The 18,468-nt window shown below is 65.8% G+C and carries 15 protein-coding genes; 9 read left to right on the top strand and 6 right to left on the bottom strand.

All coding sequences use genetic code 11. The features are described 5' to 3' along the window. Positions 1 to 2: 2 nt before the first annotated feature. The 4 genes from DM450_RS07500 to DM450_RS07485 form a co-directional block, all read right to left on the bottom strand. Complete coding sequence (locus tag DM450_RS07500; protein WP_142633803.1) at positions 3 to 530, bottom strand: DUF2141 domain-containing protein; 528 nt, start codon at positions 528 to 530, stop codon at positions 3 to 5. After that, positions 527 to 1,468 (bottom strand): hypothetical protein, encoded by a 942-nt coding sequence (locus DM450_RS07495; protein WP_260610289.1) that lies wholly within the window; start codon positions 1,466 to 1,468, stop codon positions 527 to 529. Before DM450_RS07495 ends, DM450_RS07500 begins: the two co-directional genes overlap by 4 nt. A 28-nt stretch (positions 1,469 to 1,496) precedes the next feature. Next, entirely contained in the window at positions 1,497 to 2,687 is a 1,191-nt protein-coding gene (locus tag DM450_RS07490) for a glycosyltransferase (protein ID WP_142633801.1), read from the bottom strand. Positions 2,688 to 2,850: 163 nt separating this feature from the next. Then, entirely contained in the window at positions 2,851 to 3,639 is a 789-nt protein-coding gene (locus DM450_RS07485) for a polysaccharide deacetylase family protein (RefSeq protein ID WP_260610288.1), read from the bottom strand. A gap of 257 nt (positions 3,640 to 3,896) precedes the next feature. On the opposite strand from DM450_RS07485, the gene DM450_RS07480 reads away from it, so the two are divergent. Continuing rightward, the gene (locus DM450_RS07480; protein WP_142633799.1) at positions 3,897 to 5,696 is read left to right on the top strand and encodes a DEAD/DEAH box helicase; all 1,800 of its coding nucleotides are present in this window, start codon (positions 3,897 to 3,899) and stop codon (positions 5,694 to 5,696) included. 251 nt (positions 5,697 to 5,947) lie between these two features. On the opposite strand, the gene DM450_RS07475 is transcribed toward DM450_RS07480, so the two are convergent. Together DM450_RS07475 and DM450_RS07470 are read right to left on the bottom strand one after the other, a co-directional pair. Beyond that, positions 5,948 to 6,406 carry a GreA/GreB family elongation factor gene (locus DM450_RS07475; protein ID WP_142633797.1) on the bottom strand — a complete coding sequence of 153 codons (459 nt, stop codon included), beginning with the start codon at positions 6,404 to 6,406 and terminating at the stop codon, positions 5,948 to 5,950. Next, positions 6,403 to 8,283: an ABC-F family ATP-binding cassette domain-containing protein gene (locus DM450_RS07470; protein WP_142633795.1), complete on the bottom strand. Its 1,881-nt coding sequence runs from the start codon at positions 8,281 to 8,283 to the stop codon at positions 6,403 to 6,405. Before DM450_RS07470 ends, DM450_RS07475 begins: the two co-directional genes overlap by 4 nt. A gap of 441 nt (positions 8,284 to 8,724) precedes the next feature. Between DM450_RS07470 and DM450_RS07465 the strand changes: the two genes are divergently transcribed. The 8 genes from DM450_RS07465 to DM450_RS07430 all read left to right on the top strand — a co-directional run bounded on the left by DM450_RS07465 (position 8,725) and on the right by DM450_RS07430 (position 18,405). Continuing rightward, entirely contained in the window at positions 8,725 to 9,741 is a 1,017-nt protein-coding gene (locus tag DM450_RS07465) for an HlyD family efflux transporter periplasmic adaptor subunit (RefSeq protein ID WP_142633793.1), read from the top strand. After that, on the top strand, positions 9,738 to 11,498 hold the full coding sequence (locus DM450_RS07460; protein ID WP_142633791.1) for an ATP-binding cassette domain-containing protein: 1,761 nt from the start codon (positions 9,738 to 9,740) through the stop codon (positions 11,496 to 11,498). The genes DM450_RS07465 and DM450_RS07460 overlap by 4 nt, the downstream gene beginning before the upstream one ends. After that, complete coding sequence (locus DM450_RS07455) at positions 11,495 to 12,643, top strand: ABC transporter permease (protein WP_142633789.1); 1,149 nt, start codon at positions 11,495 to 11,497, stop codon at positions 12,641 to 12,643. Before DM450_RS07460 ends, DM450_RS07455 begins: the two co-directional genes overlap by 4 nt. A gap of 4 nt (positions 12,644 to 12,647) precedes the next feature. After that, positions 12,648 to 13,796 carry an ABC transporter permease gene (locus tag DM450_RS07450; RefSeq protein ID WP_142633787.1) on the top strand — a complete coding sequence of 383 codons (1,149 nt, stop codon included), beginning with the start codon at positions 12,648 to 12,650 and terminating at the stop codon, positions 13,794 to 13,796. Positions 13,797 to 13,808: 12 nt separating this feature from the next. Then, a complete protein-coding gene (locus tag DM450_RS07445) occupies positions 13,809 to 15,314 on the top strand; it encodes an efflux transporter outer membrane subunit (protein ID WP_142633785.1) in 1,506 nt (501 codons plus the stop codon). Positions 15,315 to 15,467: 153 nt separating this feature from the next. Further along, positions 15,468 to 15,782: an FtsB family cell division protein gene (locus DM450_RS07440; RefSeq protein WP_142633783.1), complete on the top strand. Its 315-nt coding sequence runs from the start codon at positions 15,468 to 15,470 to the stop codon at positions 15,780 to 15,782. A gap of 179 nt (positions 15,783 to 15,961) precedes the next feature. Further along, entirely contained in the window at positions 15,962 to 17,050 is a 1,089-nt protein-coding gene (pdhA, locus tag DM450_RS07435; protein ID WP_142633781.1) for a pyruvate dehydrogenase (acetyl-transferring) E1 component subunit alpha, read from the top strand. Beyond that, positions 17,050 to 18,405, top strand: a complete 1,356-nt coding sequence (locus tag DM450_RS07430; RefSeq protein WP_142633779.1) for a pyruvate dehydrogenase complex E1 component subunit beta — start codon at positions 17,050 to 17,052, stop codon at positions 18,403 to 18,405. Before pdhA ends, DM450_RS07430 begins: the two co-directional genes overlap by 1 nt. The last annotated feature ends 63 nt before the right edge of the window (positions 18,406 to 18,468 follow it).

The following is an 18,468-nucleotide window of genomic DNA, read 5'->3' as shown; positions in this document are numbered from 1 at the left end:
GTTCAGGAGTCCTGTCTGGATGGGGACTTGAGCGGGGCGACGCCCAGCCCGCTGCGATAGTTCATCACGATGCGCAGCGCCGTGAGGCCGCTGCCGGCGCTGACGGCGACATTGCGCACGGCAGGCTTGCCCCAGCCGAGCCTGGGGTTCCCCGAAAAGCCGATGCCGTCGATCCGCCAGCTGAAGCGGCGGTCGTTGTCGCGGTCGTGCAGCAGGCTGACGGCATAGGTGCCGGGGCCGGGCAGGCGCACGCAGAGCCTTGGCGTGCCGCTGGCGGGGACCGGCACTTCCACGCGGCGGAAGGTCTTGCCGGCCATGACCAGCACGTTGTCGTCGGCCAGGAAGTCCTTGTCGTTGGCTGGGTAGACTTCGAGCTTCAGCTTGCCGGCGCGGTCCTTGAGGCCAAGCACTTCCACCTCGAAGGCCGGGCCGCGCTCGCCCGCACGGCACTGGCCTTCGGCCTTGCCGAGATCGGGGGTGGAAGGGATCGCCGCCGTCATCGCGAGCGGGAGTAGCAGGGCAAGGCTCATGCGCTGGCCTCCGGTGCGATCAGGTCGCGCACGGCGAGCAGGCCGCCAAGCACGAGGTGGGCGGCCAGCAGCAGGCCCGCCATGAGCGTCATCAGCGCGCCGATGTCGCCCTCGTGGCCGAGTGCCAGTACCGCGAAACCGGCAAACAGCAGGTCCTTGTTGGGCATCAGCGGCAGGCGCGAGACGAGCAGGCGCAGCGTCGCCAGGAACAGCCACCAGCTCAGCGGCACTTGCGGCAGGACGATGTGCCACATCACCGCATTGGCCAGCGTGGTGAAGGCGATGCGGGCAAGGTGGACCTGCGTGATCATCACCAGGTCGGCGCGCGGCAGGGTGAAGACCTTGCGGCGGAACACCATGGCACCGACCGAGACCGCCAGCAGGATCGCCAGCGAATAGACCAGCATGTGCGAATCGAGCCCGAGGCGGGTCGTGCCCACCATCGGCAGCATGATCGCCACCAGCAGCATGGTCACGCCGTTGCCGGTCATTGCCGAGAGGATCGCCACGTCCTTCACCGCGCCGAACGGGGCCGCCGTCAGCGCGACGCGCTTGCGCGCCCAGGTGTAGAAATAGGCCTCGCCGAGATAGCCGAGCAGCAGCTCGTTGTAGATCTTCTTGCGCAGCAGCGCGAGCATGCCGCCCGCCGGAATGCCCCAGAGGCGGTGGAAGATCAGCCACTCGCTGGCCGGCGTCACCAGGTATCCTGCGGCGAAGACCAGCCAGAAGCCGACGCCCATCGGCATCATCGCGCGCATCCGCGCGATTTCGAGGCCGCCCATCTCGTGGATGACGGCAGCGATGACCGCGAGCGAGAGCACGATCGAGAACAGGGCCTGCCTGCCGCGATTGGGGCTGCGGTCCTGCGGGGTAAGCTGAATGGTGGGGCCGTCGGCGCCGATTGATGCGGGCGCCATGGCAGTGACGATTTCGGTCACGCGATTCTCCGAAGGTGTGCGCGGATGCTCAAAGCGTTCGCTGCCGGGGGGCAGGTGACAGCCAGGCGCTGGTGTCGCGCATCCGCTGGCGGCTGCGCTCGTGTTCGCGGCGCAGTTTTTCCATGAGGTCCAGGTAACGTGAGGATGCACCCTCGATTTCGTAGCGCGCGGCGATGGCGCGGGCTCGGGCCGGGTCGCCGCGGAATTCGCGCAGGCGGGCCAGCCCCGCTGCAAAGGCCTGCTCGTCGCCGGTCGGCACCAGCAGGCCGGTGCGTTCCTCTTCCAGCAGGCAGGCCATCGACACGCAGCAGTCGGTGGCGAGTACCGGCAGGCCGCTCGCCAGTGCCTCGACAACGACGCCGGGCAGGCCTTCGTAGTCGGAACTCAGCACAAAGGCGTCTGCCTGGGCGAGCAAGGGGTCGATCGAGGCGAGATGGCCGGGAAGGTGCAGCCGGTCGGTTATGCCCAGTTCGCCGGCCAGCCGCTCGATGGCGGCGCGTTCGGGGCCTTCGCCGGCGATCGTCAGGGTGTCGCCGGGGCGGGCGGAGCGCGCGAAGGCGCGCAGCATCAGGCCGTAGTTCTTTTGCGGGACCAGCCGTCCGGCGGCGAGATAGCGGGTGCCCCAGGCCGAGGCGGGGCGCCGTTCGATGCGGGCGAGGTCGGCAAGCCGGCGGCGTCCGAGAATGGGGTTGGCGATCGTCGCCACCTGCCGGGGATGGGCATCGGCGATCTCGCGGATCTCGCGCGCCATCGGTTCGGACAGCGCGATCAGGCGGTCGAACATCCGCCCCTGCGTCCGCAGCCAGGCCCGGTAACCGCTGCGCAGCAGGGGCGGCATGTCGGGGCGGTGCAGGGCGTTGCTGACCTTGAGCATCATCGGCGGCATCTGCTCGCCCAGCATCAGCCGCACGGCGGCGCCGACCACCGCATAAGTGTTGCCCGCAAGGAACACCACGTCGGCGTCGTTCTTGAGGAGGTAGCCGTGGAGACAGTGGATCATCCACGGCGTCTCCCAGGACGCGGTGGGGAAGGGGGCGGGGAGCTGCCAGTAATCGAGCGCGGGGGCGCTGGTCAGGTGGCTGCTGGCCGAACGGCCCAGCACGATCGTCACATCGTGTCCCGCACGGTCCCAATGCACCGCGAGGCCGAGCGCGACGCGTTCCACTCCCCCCGGGTCGAGACTGTGGATCGGAATGACGATCCTGAGCTTGTCGTTCATGCTACCCCCGACGTCACCGACTGCATCCCTCCGCAGTCGCCGCGCGCAAAATTTCGCGGCCGATCAAGACCGCAGCTTCGGCGGCCGGTGTCGCGGTACTGCGACTATCGTGTCGGGTTCGTGACGTTCCCGGGGCTGTCATTCCCTGGACCGGAAACCGTATTCAAACAGTCATTCCGGAGGCGTTGGCCGGAGCGCGCAGTTCGCCATAGCGGGCCGGCCGATGCGTTTTGGCGAAGCGGCCGAGGGTGGCATCGATGCTGGCGAGCAGCGATGGCCTGGTGACGTCGCCGGGGTGCACGGCGATGCGCACCGTATCGAGTGCGCCCAGCGCGGCGCGGGCGATCCCGGCAAAGGCGAGCGACGATGCCGTGCGCATTGCCGAGCGGCTCGCCCAGGTGATCACCGGTCCCTTGGCCAGCACCTGGTCGGTCGATGCGTCCCATACCCGCCAGTGATCCTCGCTGAGGGCGAATCGGGCCTTGCGCAGCGCGGTCCGCGCGCCGTCCCCGTAGAGCCATGCCGGTGCAATGAAACCGGCACTCTCGCGCCCGATCACGTCTTCGACCAGCGCCTTGCCTTCCAGCATCCGTGCGAGCGCGGTGGTGTCGTCGAGGCCGAGGAACTCGCCTTCGCCCGCGGTCATGTGGCGGGCCTTGAAGCGCGCGGCGGCATTGGCGTGGCCGCTGCCGAGCGCGACCATGTCCTTGTGGAACCAGCCGTGCACGAACATCTCGATCCCGCGATCGGACCAGTGTCGCAGCCGGGCCTGGAAGGCCTTGTCCCGGGCAAGCGGATGGCTGCCCCAATAGTCCGGCACCACCAGCATGGCGAAGCTCGGCCCGCCCAGCCGCGCTTCCAGAATGTCCGCCAGTTGCAATACGGCGCGTTCGCTTGCCGGCCCGACATCGTGGATCGAGGCCAGCAGGCGCTTGGGTTGACGTGGTGTCAAGTTGATGCGGTTCCTGTTTTTTGCTTGCGGTCCCCGCTGAGCGGACTATGCGCACAGCGTGACCATTCCGTGACGCCGCCGGACTGGTAAATCCGCAGTCTTGCGACTGCTGCGATGAACGATGTGAAATTGGGACGCGCCAAACGTGGATTTTTCCGCTATGGGGCGTGCAAGGACCATTGGGTCGCACAAAAACACTCCACGGCAACTTACCCCCATGAGACCGCGCAAGCGGCACAGGACTGATTCACAAACTCATGACTTTTTCACAGCTCCCCCAGCCCCTTGCCGACGCCCTCACGGCGCAGGGCTACGAGGCCCTGACCCCCGTTCAGGCCGCCGTTTCGGAAGCCGAAGCGCGCGGGCGCGACCTCGTGGTTTCCGCGCAGACCGGCTCGGGCAAGACCGTCGCTTTCGGCATCGCCATGAGCGACGAACTGCTGGCGGACGGTTCCATCCCCTACGCCGAGGCGCCGCTGGCCCTCGCCATTGCCCCCACGCGCGAACTGGCGCAGCAGGTCAGCCGCGAGCTTGAATGGCTCTACGGCAAGACCGGCGCGCGCATCGTCACTTGCGTCGGCGGCATGGACCCGGTGCGTGAGCGCAAGGCGCTCGAACGCGGTGCGACGATCGTTGTCGGCACGCCGGGCCGTCTGCGCGACCATCTGGAACGCGGCAAGCTCGACCTCTCGGCGCTGCGCGTCGTCGTGCTCGACGAAGCCGACGAGATGCTCGACATGGGCTTCCGCGAAGACCTGGAAGAAATGCTCGACGCGATGCCGGAGAGCCGCCGCACGCTGCTGTTCTCGGCCACGATGCCGCGCCCGATCGAGGCGCTGGCCCGCCGCTACCAGACCGATGCGCTGCGCATCTCGACGATCAGCGAGAACCGCGGCCACGGTGACATTTCCTATCAGGCCGTCACCGTTGCCCCGGCCGACGTCGAGAACGCGGTGGTCAACCTGCTGCGCCTTCACGACGCCGAAACCGCGATCCTGTTCTGCGCCACCCGCGACAATGTGAAGCACCTGCACTCGACGCTGACCGAGCGCGGCTTCTCGGCCGTGGCGCTTTCGGGCGAGCACTCGCAGAACGAGCGCAACAACGCGCTCCAGGCGCTGCGCGACAAGCGCGCCCGCGTCTGCGTCGCCACCGACGTCGCCGCGCGCGGTATCGATCTTCCCTCGCTCACGCTTGTCATCCACGTGGAAATCCCGCGCGATGCCGAAACGCTGCAGCACCGTTCGGGCCGCACCGGCCGCGCCGGCAAAAAGGGCACGGCCGTGCTCATCGTGCCGTTCCCGCGCCGTCGCCGCGTCGAAGGCATGCTGCGCGGTGCGCGCATCGAGGCCGAATGGGTGGCCGCGCCGACCCCCGACGTCATCCGCGCCGCCGACCGTGGCCGCCTGATGGAAAAGCTGCTCGCCCCGGTCGAGGCTGACGAGGAAGATCGCGAGATCGCCCGCGAAATCCTCGAGAAGGTGAGCGCCGAGGATCTGGCCGCCGCACTGGTTCGCGCCCACCGCGCCGCCATGCCGCAGCCGGAAGAACTCATCGGCAACAGCCCCGAGGCCCGCGAGGCGCGCCAGCGTCCCGGTTTCGACGATGTCGTGTGGTTCACCATGGACGTGGGCCGTCAGCAGCACGCCGATCCGCGCTGGATCCTGCCGCTGCTGTGCCGCCGTGGTCATGTTACCCGCAACGCGGTCGGCCAGATCCGCATCATGGCCAACGAGACCTACTTCCAGATCCCGCGCGCGCAGGCCGAACAGTTCGTTCGCGCCGTCGAGCGTACGGCGAATGACGATAGCGGCGACGTGGAGAACACTATCCGCATCGTGCAGGCGCAGGACACCCCGCGCGAAGTCGCCCGCGAACGTCGCCGCGAAGGCCCGCAGGGCCGCGGTCGCAAGCCGCATGGCGGCCGTGAGGAAGGTGGTCGTGGCGGCTATGAAGGCCAGCGCTACCAGCCGCGCCCGACCGGCGGTGCCCGTCCCGAGCGCAGTGGCGGCGGCGGCAAGCCGTTCCACAAGAAGCCGAAGAAGGGCAACTGGTAAGCTCTGCCAGGCTTGAAATCAGGAGAAGGCGGGGCTCGGTTCCCCGCCTTTTTCTTTGGATCAGGGAGCGCGAGAGGAAATCGAGCCCCGCCCGGATCCAAAGGCCGATCCAGAGGCCGATCCAAACACCGATCCAAACCATATCCGTCATCCCCGCGAAGGCGGGGATCCCGCGTTTCTTGCGGTTGGCGGGCAGAAGAAAGCGGGGCGCCCGCATTCGTGAGGGCTGTGTTTTCGAGAGGCTGACCCTCTCAAGCGCGCAGAGCCAGCACCTCGATAGCCTCTTCCTGCCCATTGAAATCGACGAATTCGCCGACTTCCGCGCCGAGCAAGGCACGGGCGAGCGGGGCGGTAAATGCCAGCGCGCCCTTGGCGGGATCGGCCTCGTCATGGCCGACGATGTGCACCTCGCGCTCCTTGCCGTTGAGGGCGAAGCGGACATGGTGCCCGAACATCGCCCGGTCGCCGGAAGGCGCCGGTTGCACGTCCGCCGTCGCCAGGCGCTTGCGCCAGTAGCGCAAGTCGCGCTTGGCGGCATTGAGCGCGGTTTCGTCGGTGAGGGCCGGGATTTCGGCCTCCAGCGCGGCGATGCGGGTGTCGATCAGGGCGCGGCCTGCGGCGGTGACGAGGTTCGGTCCCGGCGGGATCGGCACTTCGAACTTGGGCTCGAGATGCTCCTCGTCCCCGTCGCGCCGGAAAGCGACACTCATGCGCCGCCGCCCATGTATTCGTCCATGGCCTCGCTGGCCTCGAACCAGCCCTGTTCGGCGGCTTCGAGTTCCTCGGCAGCCTGCGTGCGGCGCTTGCCGATCTCGCCGATGCCCAGCTTGGCGAGATCGCCCTTGACCGAAGCGGGATCGGCCAGCGCGGCGTCGAGCGCCTCGATCTGCTGCTGGATGCGCTTCATGCGCGTCTCGGTCTCGGAAACCTTCTTGCGCAGGGCCTTCAGTTCCTCGCGCGCGACGGCGCCGTTCTTGCGGGCGGGCTTGGCATCGGCCTGCGCCTTGCCATCGCCCTTGGGCTGGTTCCGGCCGAGCACGAAGTCGATGTAGTCCTCCATCGAACCGTCGTAATTGGCCGCCGTGCCCTGATCGACCAGCACCAGCCGGTCAGCCGCGAGTTCGACCATGTGGCGGTCGTGGCTGACGAGGATGACCGCGCCCTCGAACTGGTTGAGCGCCTGCACCAGTGCCTCGCGCGCGTCGACGTCGAGGTGGTTGGTCGGTTCGTCGAGGATCAGCATGTGCGGCGCATCGCGGGTGACCAGCGCCAGCGCAAGGCGTGCGCGCTCACCGCCCGAAAGCGTGGAGATCTGCGCCGTCGCCCGGTCGCCGGAAAAGCCGAAGCGGCCAAGCTGCCCGCGCACGGCAACCGGCGGCTTGCCTTCCATCGCGCGGGTCATCAGTTCCAGCGGGGTCGAATCCGAGGGCAGTTCCTCGACCTGGTACTGCGTGAAGTAGCCGATGCGGATCTTGGGCGAGAAGCTCAGCGAACCTTCCATCGGCTCCAGCTGACGGGCCAGCAGGCGCGCCAGCGTGGTCTTGCCGTTGCCGTTGCGGCCGAGGAGGGCGATGCGGTCCTCGGGGTCGATGCGCAGGTTCAACCGGCGCAGGATCGGCTTGTCGGTCTCGTAGCCGACGGCGGCAAGGTCCAGAGTGACCAGCGGCGGGCGCAGTTCGTCGGGGCTGGGGAAATCGAAGCTGAGCGAGGAATCCTCGGCCATGGCCGCGATCGGCTGCATCTTGGCCAGCATCTTGGCCCGCGACTGCGCCTGCTTTGCGGTCGAGGCGCGGGCGGAATTGCGGGCGACGTATTCGGCCAGCTTCTTGCGCTGCGCATCCTGGTTGGCGCGCGCTGCGGCCGCCTGCGCGGCGCGCTCGGCGCGGATACGCTCGAAGCTGTCGTACGTGCCGGGATAAAGCGTCAGCTTGCCCTGCTGGAGGTGCAGGATGTGATCGACCACGTTGTTGAGCAGATCGCGTTCGTGGCTGATGACGATCAGCGTCTTGGGGTAAGTCTGGAGGAAGTTCTCCAGCCACAGCGTCGCTTCGAGGTCGAGGTGGTTCGAAGGTTCGTCGAGCAGCAGCACGTCGGGCTGCGAGAACAGCAGGCCGGCGAGGGCGACGCGCATCTTCCAGCCGCCGGAGAAACTGTCGAGCGGACGGTTCTGCATCTCTTCGTCGAAACCGAGGCCGACAAGGATGCGCGCGGCGCGTGCCTCACCGGTATAGGCGTCGATCGCGAGGAGGCGTTCGTGGACGTCGCCGAGGCGGTGGGGGTCGACGCAGGTTTCGGATTCGGCAAGCAGGTCCTTGCGCTCGGTGTCGGCGTCCAGGACCGCTTCAAGGGCGGTTCTGGTGCCGCTAGGGGCTTCTTGGGCGATATAGCCGAGACGGGCCCGGCGTGGCATCTCCACCGAGCCGCCATCGGGTTCCAGCTGGCCGATGATCGCCTTCACCAGCGTGGACTTGCCCGCGCCATTGCGGCCGATCAGGCCGACCTTGCCGTCCTTGGGAATGGTGGCGGCAGCCTGGTCGAGAATGGTGCGCCCGCCGAGACGGACAGTGATATCGCGAATATTCAGCATGGCGCAGCGCCTAGAGCATTTTTGCGGCTTGGGGAAACCCTCACTGCGCAGGCGCAGCGAGACCTAGGCGGCGTGGACACATTCCGCATTGCCACGGTTGCCCTGCAAGCTGCGCCAGCAAGGCGCGAAGCCGCAGGAAGAGCGGGCCTCTTTCAAGGCGGAGCAACGCTGCTGGCGCAGCTTGCAGGGCAACCCCTACGGGGCTGGAGGCAAAAGCCGTCCCTTCGGCGTCGGCTCGGCTGGAAGTATCGACATACTCCTGCGCCTCACCTTCTTGAATTGACGGCTTTTGTCTCCAGCCGTGGCAATGCGGAATCTGTCCACGCCGCCTAGCTTCCCTATGCGTAAACACGATTTGATTTGCGCCAACGCGGTGTCACTATGTGACTGGTAAAGCGTGAGTACTTTTCCGATTCCCGAGACGCTGGGCGAGGTACGTCGATGAAGAAATCCGTGGTCGCCGCAGTGGTGGTGGCAATACTGCTGGCGGCCGGGCTGGTTTTCTGGTTCACCCGAAGCGGCAAGGAGCAGGATGCGATCATCCTGCACGGCAATGTCGATATTCGGCAGGTTTCTCTGGCTTTTGACGGGTCGGGCCGCGTCATCCAGATGGCGGTGGAGGAGGGCGATGCCGTCAGGGCCGGGCAGGTCATCGCCCGGCTCGACACGGTCAGCCTTGGTCTGCAGGCGCGCAATGCCGAAGCCCAGGTGGCGGCGATGCGCGAAAACCTGCTCAAGCTGCGGAACGGCACGCGCCCTGAAGACATCGCGCAGGCACGGGCTCGGCTCGCCTCCGCGCAGGCTACGGCCCGGCGCGCTGCGGACGATTACCAGCGGGCGCAAACGGTATCCGCAAGCACCGACGGGCGCGGGGTGAGCGCTCAGGAACTCGATCAGGCGCGCAATGCCTCGCAAGTCGCCAAGGCCCAGTTCAAGGAGGCGGAGGCGGCGCTGAGGCTGGCCCTGCGCGGCCCGCGATCGGAGGACATCGCTGCCGCCGAAGCCCAGGTGAAAAGCGCCGAGGCGCAGCTGGCGCTGCTGACACACCAGATCGATCAGGGCGCGCTCAAGGCGCCATCGGATGCGGTCGTGCGTTCGCGCCTGCTTGAAGTTGGCGACATGGCCGCACCGCAGAAACCGGTATACGAACTGGCGCTCACCAGCCCCAAGTGGATCCGGGTCTATGTCGAGGAGGCCGACCTTGGCCGGGTCCGCATGGGTCAGCGGGCTGCCGTGACCAGTGACAGTTTCCCCGACCAGCCGGTTGCCGGAACGATCGGGTACATTTCCTCGGTTGCCGAATTCACGCCCAAGTCGGTGGAGACAGAATCGTTGCGTACCGCGCTGGTTTACGAAGTGCGGGTGCGCGTGGACGACCGGCAGGGCCGGCTTCGGCTCGGACAGCCGGTGACGGTACGCATCGACGCGGGCGCCGCGAAGGCCGGATCGACACGGTGAGCGATTGCACCGTCGTCTGCGAAGGCCTGCGCAAGGTCTTCGCCGGGCCGGACGGCCGACTTTTCGATGCCGTCCACGATCTGACGTTCTCGCTGAAGCGAGGAACGATTTCGGCCCTGGTGGGGCCCGACGGTGCGGGCAAGACCACGCTGATGCGCATGTTGACCGGGCTGCTGAAGCCGGATGGCGGGTCGCTCAAAGTGCTGGGTACGGATGTCGCTGGCGATCCGCAGGCAGTTCAGAACCGTATCAGCTATATGCCGCAAAGATTTGGTCTTTATGAAGATCTTTCCGTTCAGGAAAATCTCGATCTTTACGCAGATCTTCACGGCGTGCCGCAGGAGGTGCGGGCCGAACGTTTCCGCCGCATGCTGGAAATGACCGACATGGCCCGCTTTACGGCGCGGGCGGCGGGCAATCTGTCGGGCGGCATGAAACAGAAGCTGGGCCTTGCCTGTACGCTGGTGCGCGTGCCCGACCTGCTTCTGCTGGACGAGCCGAGCGTGGGTGTCGACCCCCTGTCGCGCCGCGATCTCTGGGAGATCATCGAGCAGTTGATTGCCTCCGATGGCCTCAGTGTCCTCGTCAGTACCGCCTACATGGACGAGGCGGGGCGCTGCGACGAAGTGCTGGTCATGGATCACGGACGGCTGCTGGCCCAGGATCGGCCCCAGGCGATTACCGCGAGGGCGGCCGGCCTCACCTACCGCGTCACGCCCGAACCCGGAACGCCAGCGCGCGATCTGCAGGCCAGGCTGATCGATGCTCCCGAGCGGGTGGTGGATGCGGTGCCGCGCGGCGGCGCCGTCCGTTTTATCCGTCAGGCCGATTGCCCGGTGGACGGCATGGCGGATCTGCTCCAGGGGCGCCCGGCCGAGCCGCGCAGCGAGGAGCTGGAAGACGCTTTCATGCTGCTGCTGCGCCAGCATGACGCCGCGAAGCCGGATGCACCGCGCGATGCGGCAATCCCGGAAATGCGTCTGGCGGCAAAGGAAGATGCTGCGGGCGACGCGGTCATTCATGTGCGCGATCTGGTGCGCCGTTTCGGGGATTTCACGGCTGTCGCCAATACCTCGTTCGATGTCCGGCGCGGCGAGATATTCGGGCTGCTCGGCCCCAATGGCGCGGGCAAGACCACGACTTTCCGCATGCTGTGCGGATTGCTTCCCGCGACCAGCGGAACGCTGGAAGTCGCCGGCGTGAACTTGCGCCGTGCGCGCTCCGAGGCGCGGCGCAAGATCGGTTATGTGGCGCAGAAATTCTCGCTCTATGCCAATCTCACGGTGCGCGAGAACCTCGAATTTTTCGGCGGTGCCTACGGGCTGCGCGGGAGTGTGCTGAAGCAACGGGTCCACGCCATTCTTGGTCAGTTCGGGCTCGACGGTGCGGCGACCAGCGGGGCCTTGCCCCACGGCTACAAGCAGCGCCTCGCCATGGCGGCGGGCCTCGTGCACGAGCCGGAGATCCTGTTCCTCGACGAACCGACCAGCGGCATCGATCCGCTGGCGCGCCGGGCGTTCTGGCGCACGATCACATCGCTGTCGCAATCGGGGGTGACCGTGATCGTCACTACCCATTTCATGGAAGAGGCCGAGTATTGCGACCGCATCGCCATCCAGGACGCAGGCCGCATGCTGGCACTTGGCACTCCCGGGCAAGTGCGTGAGCAGGCCGGGGGTGAAAGCGTGGACGACATGAACCAGGCCTTCATCGCCATCGTCGAGCAGGGGCGGGTCAAGCGAAGGTCCGCGGCATGAGCGATGCGCGCAACACCTCCGCGGACGGTAGCGGCTTCACCACCCGTCTGGTCGCCCTGGTGCGCAAGGAAACCCGCCAGATGCTGCGTGATCGCAGCAACCTGATGGTGGGGTTGTTGCTACCGGTCGTGCTGATCCTGCTGTTCGGATATGGCCTTTCGTTCGACGTCAGGGATGCGCCGGTTGCATTGGTGATCCAGGATCGCTCCGAAACTGTGAGCGAGTTGGTGTCGGGGCTGCGCGGTTCGCCGTACCTCGACCCTGTCGACGTCCAGACGATGGAGGAGGCCAGCGGGATGCTGGTGGATGGCAAGGTGGATGCCATCGTCCAGATCCCCGGCGATTTCACCAGTCGGCAGGTGAAGGGCGGCGCGCAGGTGCAGCTCGTCCTCAACGGGGTCGATTCGACCACGGCGCAAACGCTCGAGGCCTATGTGCAGGGCGCGCTGGCCACCGCCACGGCGCGGCAGGCGGATCGAGGCGGCGGTGTGGCCACAGGCACGGTCACGCTGATGACCCGGACCTGGTTCAACGAGGAAGGCAACAGCCGCTGGTACCTGGTGCCGGGGCTCGTCGTGCTGATCATGACGCTGGTTGGCGCCTTCCTCAGTTCGCTGCTGATCGCGCGCGAGTGGGAGCGCGGAACGCTGGAGGCGCTGTTCGTCACGCCGGTGCGGCCGTTGGAACTCGTGCTTGCCAAACTGGCCCCGTATATCATCATCGGCCTGATCGATCTGGCGATGTGCATCATCGCGGCTGTCGTGCTGTTTGCCGTGCCGATCCGCGGGTCACTGGTGGCGATCGTCCTGGTGTCTTTCCTCTATCTGCTGGTGTCGCTGTTGGTGGGACTGCTGATCTCCGGCGTTACCCGCAACCAGTTCGCGGCCAGCCAGGTGGCCCTGCTTGCCAGCTTCATGCCGGCGCTGATGCTGTCCGGATTCGTCTTCGATCTCCGCAACATTCCGCTCGCCGTCCGCATCGTTGCGGAGATCCTGCCGGCAACGCACTTCATGGGTGTGATCAAGACGCTGTTCCTCGCGGGCACCGACTGGGGCATGGTCGCCAGCAACAGCGCGATCCTGCTGGGCTATATCGTGGTTCTCACATTCCTTACGCGCAGAACATTGCGCAAGCGACTGGGCTGACGTGATGGACCGTGAATCCGGCCGCGCTCTGCCCCCTATCTTGGCCTCGGTCCTCGGGTGGCTGGGGGAAGTCGCCTTCCTGTTCCGCAAGGAAGTGCTGGCGTTGTTCAAGGATCCCGCCAACCGCATCATCCTGTTCGCACCGGCTTTCATTCAGACCTTGCTGTTCGGCTATGGCGCGATCCTCGATCTGCAACATGTGCCCTATGCCGTGCTTGACCAGAGCCGGGGTCAGGCTGCCAGCGAACTCATCGCGCGGCTTGACGGGACGGGGGTGTTCACCCGGCAGGCGACGTTGGTGAACGCCAGCCAGATCGCGCCGTTGATAGACCGTCAGCAGGTGCTGATGGCCGTCACCATTCCCGCCGACTTCGATCGCAAGCTGGCCAGCGGGGGCAATGGCGAGGTGCAGGTCGTGTTCGACGGTCGCAATTCGACGACGGCGGGATCGGCGGCGTCCTATGTCAGCGCGGTGGTGCAGGCGCTCAACGCCGCGCGTTCGGGCGGGAAGGGGGTGGCCGTCGTCCGGCGCGCCTGGTTCAACCCCAACCTGGAGTCGCGCTGGCAGATCATGCCGGCCATGATCGCGACGCTGTCGATGCTTCAGACCATGCTGCTGGCAGCCCTTTCGGTAGCGCGTGAGCGGGAGCAGGGGACATTCGACCAGCTTCTCGTCACGCCGATGACACCCTTGCAGATACTGGTCGGCAAGGCGCTGCCGTCCATCGTTGTCGGACTCCTGCAATCGACGATCGTGATGCTGATCGTGTTGCTCTGGTTCCGGATACCGATGAGCGGTTCGCCGTTCCTCCTGTATTTTGGCCTTCTTTGCTTCAATATCGCCGCCGTCGGCATCGGCATGACGCTATCGGCCTTTGCGCTGAACATGCAGCAGGCGATGCTGTATTCCTTCGTGCTGATCATGCCGCTGACCTTGCTGTCCGGTCTGTTGACACCCATCCGCAACATGCCGCTGGTCCTTCAGTATGCGACTTATGTGAACCCGCTGAGGTTCGGGGTTGCCATCGTGCGCCGGGTCTACCTTGAAGGCGCCGGACTCGGCGAGATCGCCATCAACTTCGTGCCGCTACTCGCGGTCGCGGCGGTGACCCTGCCGCTTTCCGCGTGGCTGTTCCGCCACCGGCTTTCCTGAGGATAATTGGCCATGTCTCGTGCCCGGACCATTGCCTGGCTGCCGCTTGGCGGCGCGCTTGCTCTCTGCCTCGGCATGTCGGCCTGCACGGTCGGCCCGAATTTCAAGCCGCCGGCGGTGACCGCCCCCGGCGACTGGTCGCAGTGGCGCAGCGGGAGCGGCGATGTGGTTGCCGTTCCGGCAGGGACGCAGGCGATGCCGGCGCAGTGGTGGACTTTGCTTGGCGATCCTGTTCTGGACGATCTGGAGCGCAGGGCTCTGGCTGCCAGTCCCGATCTTCAGACGGCGGCACTTCATTATGCCCAGGCCCGGGCCCAGCGCGGTGGAATCGCCTCCGCGGCGCTGCCGCAAGTCAACGCCAGCGGCAGCGTGACGCGTGAACGCATGAGCGAGAACGGTGCGTCGACGCGCCTGTTCAACGCCCTTGCCGGCTCGAATCGGGACGAGATCGCCGAGGTCATCGGCGATCCGTTCACCGACTATCAGGCGGGTTTCGATGCGGGGTGGGAAATCGACCTCTGGGGCAAGGTCCGGCGTTCGGTCGAGGCGGCGGATGCCGGCGTCGATCAGCAGGGGGCCTTGCTGGACCTCACGCGCCTTGCGGTTACCGCGGAAGTCGCGCAAGCCTATTTTGCCATGCGAAGCGCCCAGATGCAGGTCCGGGCAGCGTCCGATGACATCTCTCTCCTGCAAAGCCGGGTCGAACTGACGAGTGCCCGGACGGCTGGAGGCCTGAGCGATCACGCGGCGATCGAAACCGATTCTGCCAGCTTGCGCGCCTCGCAGGCCGGTCTTCCGGCAGCACGGGCCGAGGAGGCAGTGCAGGCCAATCGAATCGCGGTTGCGCTCGGCGTCCAGCCCGGGGTCTTGCGGGACGTGTTGAAACCGGCGCCATTCGGCCCGTTGCCGCCGGGCCTGCCCGACATGTCCCTTGGACTACCATCCGAAGTGGCGCTTCGGCGGCCCGACGTGCAGGCCGCCGAAGCAAGGCTTCATGCGGCGACCGCGCAGATCGGCGTGGCGACGGCTGATCTCTATCCCAGCATCACGCTCGGCGGCGGATTTGCCCTGGAAAGCTATCGCTCGCAGAACCTGTTCGACTGGGCGAGCCGGACCTGGCAGATCGGTCCCAGCCTCAGCCTGCCGCTCTTCGATGGCGGCCGTCGCCGGGCGGCTGTACAGGTCCGCAAGCTGGAAGAGCGCGAGGCTGCTGTAAATTTCCAGGTCACGGTGCTGAAGGCCTGGCAGGAGATCGACGATGCGCTGACCGGCTATACGGCTGAATGGCAGGTTCGTTCCGACCTCGCGATGCGGCTGGATCACGCAAGGTCGCATGCCGCGCTGGTGGAGGCGCGCTACCGGGCGGGACAGGTCAACTACCTTCCGGTGATCGACGCTCGCCGTGCGGTTCTGGGGGCGGAGCGGGATCTGGACGAGAGCGATGCCCGGCTGCGAACCCGCCTGGCCGCCATCAGCAAGGCCATCGGCAATGTCCCGCCGAGTGACCCGCCAGGTTGAACGGCCAGCTTTATGTTGCTGGCGCGTAAAACTTATCAACATCTAAATTGTTCATTTTGCGGTGCAGCGTGGCGCGCGGGTCTGTCGCTTGCGGGGGCGAATCGGGTAATATTCGTGCTTGCAACGCGGAATCACTTGTGATTCTATCACGGCATGAGGGCCATGCATCACGACAACAACCTTGCGAAAGAGCGGCTGGTTCAGGGCGGTGCCCTGGCCTTGCTCCTGCTCATGGGTGGTTTCGTGATCGCCGGACCCAGTGGTGTGCTCGCCTGGGGCGAAAATCAGCGTCTTCTTGAGCAGCGCCATGAAAAGCTGGCCGAACTGGAAGGTCAGCGCGATCGCCTGAAAAATCGCGTTGCCTTGCTCGATTCCAGCAAGGTTGACCCCGATCTTGCCGGTGAACTGCTGCGCTCGAACCTCAATGTCGCGCGCCCTGATGAAATGGTCATGCTGATCAAGCGCTGATTTTGCGCCTTTCAGGGCTTTGCTCCTGAGCTTCGTGGCGCATCATGTTGCGATGCAACATTTCCATTCGCCATAATTTTTGTGCCGGGTACGGCAAATTTCCGTCATCGCGCTTCCGATTTCCGTCCGGCGTCCTATAAGCGGCCGGTAATCAATCGCACCAACGATGGGGAGTCCCGTTGCCCAAAGCTAAGAGTGACGCCGGGTCCGGCGCCGAGCCAGCAGCCGTAGTACCGGCACAGGACGAAGACTTTGCGCTGCGCAGCCTCCAGGAAGCCCTGGAAGCCGACAAGCGCTACAAGCCCAGCAAGGAAGAGCTGCTTCACTTCTATGAGCAGATGCTGCTCATCCGCCGCTTCGAGGAACGCGCAGGCCAGCTCTATGGGCTGGGCCTGATCGGCGGTTTCTGCCACCTCTATATCGGCCAGGAAGCCGTTGCCGTGGGCCTGCAGTCCGCGCTCGACGGTGAACGCGATTCGGTCATTACCGGCTATCGCGACCACGGTCACATGCTTGCCTACGGCATCGATCCGAAGGTGATCATGGCCGAGTTGACCGGCCGCGCTGCCGGTATCTCGCGCGGCAAGGGCGGTTCGATGCACATGTTCAGCGTCGAGCATAAGTTCTACGGCGGCCACGGCATCGTCGGCGCGCAGGTCTCGCTCGGCGCAGGCCTCGCTTTCGCGCACAAGTACCGTGAAGACGGCGGTGTCGCGATGGCCTACTTCGGCGACGGCGCGGCCAACCAGGGCCAGGTCTACGAGAGCTTCAACATGGCGGCTCTCTGGAAGCTGCCGATCATCTTCGTGATCGAGAACAACGGCTACGCCATGGGCACCGCCGTGAAGCGCGGCTCGGCCGAGACCCACTTCTATCGTCGCGGCACTGCGTTCCGTATCCCTGGCATGCAGGTAGACGGCATGGACGTGCTCGAAGTCCGCAAGGCTGCCGAAGTGGCTCTGGAATATGTCCGCGCAGGCAACGGTCCGGTTCTCATGGAACTGAACACGTACCGCTATCGCGGCCACTCGATGTCGGATCCGGCGAAGTACCGCAGCCGCGAGGAAGTTCAGGACGTGCGTGAAAAGCGCGACCCGATCGACCATGCGAAGAACGAACTGATCGCCATGGGCGTGGATGAAGCCGCGCTCAAGGACATCGACAAGCGCGTGCGCGCGGCCGTCGCCGAATCGGCTGACTTCGCCGAAAATTCGCCCGAGCCCGAAGCTGCTGAACTTTATACTGACGTCCTGGTGGAGCGCTACTGATGGCGATCGAACTGAAGATGCCGGCGCTCTCTCCGACGATGGAAGAGGGCAAGCTTGCCCGCTGGCTGGTAAAGGAAGGCGACGAAGTCACCTCGGGTGACATCATCGCCGAAATCGAGACCGACAAGGCGACGATGGAATTCGAAGCCGTCGACGAAGGCACCGTCGGCAAGCTGCTCGTGGCCGAAGGCACCGAGGGCGTGAAGGTCGGCACCGTGATCGCCGTGCTTGCGGGTGAAGGCGAAGATGCTTCGACCGTTTCGGCCGCGGCGCCGAAGGCCGAGGCTGCCCCTGCTGCTGGCGCGGCTGCGGCTCGCCCCGAAGCCCCTGCTCCGGTTGCGAAGAAGGACCCCGAAGTTCCCTTCGGCACCAACATGAAGACCTCGACCGTTCGTGAAGCCCTGCGCGACGCGATGGCCGAGGAAATGCGTCGCGACGACCGCGTCTTCGTGATGGGCGAGGAAGTGGCCGAGTACCAGGGCGCCTACAAGGTGACCCAGGGCCTGCTCGAGGAATTCGGTCCGCGCCGCGTGATCGATACCCCGATCACCGAGTACGGCTTTGCCGGTATCGGCACCGGCGCCGCGATGGGCGGTCTGCGCCCGGTCATCGAGTTCATGACGTTCAACTTCGCCATGCAGGCGATTGACCACATCATCAACTCGGCCGCCAAGACCAACTACATGTCGGGCGGCCAGATGCGCTGCCCGGTCGTTTTCCGTGGTCCCAACGGCGCTGCCGCCCGCGTCGGCGCGCAGCACTCGCAGAACTACGGTCCCTGGTACGCCAACGTGCCGGGTCTGGTTGTCATCGCGCCTTATGACGCGTCGGACGCCAAGGGCCTGCTCAAGGCGGCGATCCGCAGCGAGGATCCGGTCGTGTTCCTTGAGAACGAGCTGGTCTATGGCCGCACCTTCGAACTGCCCGAACTCGACGATCACGTCCTGCCGATCGGCAAGGCGCGCATCATGCGCGAAGGCAAGGACGTGACCATCGTGTCCTACTCGATCGGCGTCGGCCTTGCGCTCGAAGCCGCCGAGCAGCTGGCCGGTGAAGGCATCGATGCCGAAGTCATCGACCTTCGCACCCTGCGTCCACTCGACAAGGAAACCGTGCTGGCCAGCCTCGCCAAGACGAACCGCATGGTCGTTGCGGAGGAAGGCTTCCCGGTCTGCTCGATCGCTTCGGAAATCATCGCGATCTGCATGGAAGACGGCTTCGACGACCTCGATGCCCCGGTTGTCCGCGTCTGCAACGAAGACGTGCCACTGCCTTATGCGGCCAATCTCGAGAAGCTCGCGCTGATCGACACGCCGCGCATCGTCGAAGCGGTCCGCAAGGTCTGCTATCGCTGATCCTGCCGTCTGGTAGGCGTCTGAAGCGGCGGCGAAGCACTGGCTTCGCCGCCGTTTTGCGTT

This window comes from Sphingomonas sp. IC081 (assembly GCF_006874585.1).
Classification (GTDB): Bacteria; Pseudomonadota; Alphaproteobacteria; order Sphingomonadales; family Sphingomonadaceae; genus Novosphingobium.
Note: the sequence above shows the minus strand (reverse complement) of the source record. Positions and strands in the feature narration are given on the sequence as shown.

Coding starts and splice junctions, on each gene's coding strand:
- DM450_RS07500 (WP_142633803.1), bottom strand. CDS start 530: ATGAGCCTTGCCCTGCTACTCCCGCTCGCGATGACGGCGGCGATCCCT.
- DM450_RS07490 (WP_142633801.1), bottom strand. CDS start 2,687: ATGAACGACAAGCTCAGGATCGTCATTCCGATCCACAGTCTCGACCCG.
- DM450_RS07480 (WP_142633799.1), top strand. CDS start 3,897: ATGACTTTTTCACAGCTCCCCCAGCCCCTTGCCGACGCCCTCACGGCG.
- DM450_RS07475 (WP_142633797.1), bottom strand. CDS start 6,406: ATGAGTGTCGCTTTCCGGCGCGACGGGGACGAGGAGCATCTCGAGCCC.
- DM450_RS07470 (WP_142633795.1), bottom strand. CDS start 8,283: ATGCTGAATATTCGCGATATCACTGTCCGTCTCGGCGGGCGCACCATT.
- DM450_RS07465 (WP_142633793.1), top strand. CDS start 8,725: ATGAAGAAATCCGTGGTCGCCGCAGTGGTGGTGGCAATACTGCTGGCG.
- DM450_RS07455 (WP_142633789.1), top strand. CDS start 11,495: ATGAGCGATGCGCGCAACACCTCCGCGGACGGTAGCGGCTTCACCACC.
- DM450_RS07450 (WP_142633787.1), top strand. CDS start 12,648: ATGGACCGTGAATCCGGCCGCGCTCTGCCCCCTATCTTGGCCTCGGTC.
- DM450_RS07445 (WP_142633785.1), top strand. CDS start 13,809: ATGTCTCGTGCCCGGACCATTGCCTGGCTGCCGCTTGGCGGCGCGCTT.
- DM450_RS07440 (WP_142633783.1), top strand. CDS start 15,468: ATGAGGGCCATGCATCACGACAACAACCTTGCGAAAGAGCGGCTGGTT.
- DM450_RS07430 (WP_142633779.1), top strand. CDS start 17,050: ATGGCGATCGAACTGAAGATGCCGGCGCTCTCTCCGACGATGGAAGAG.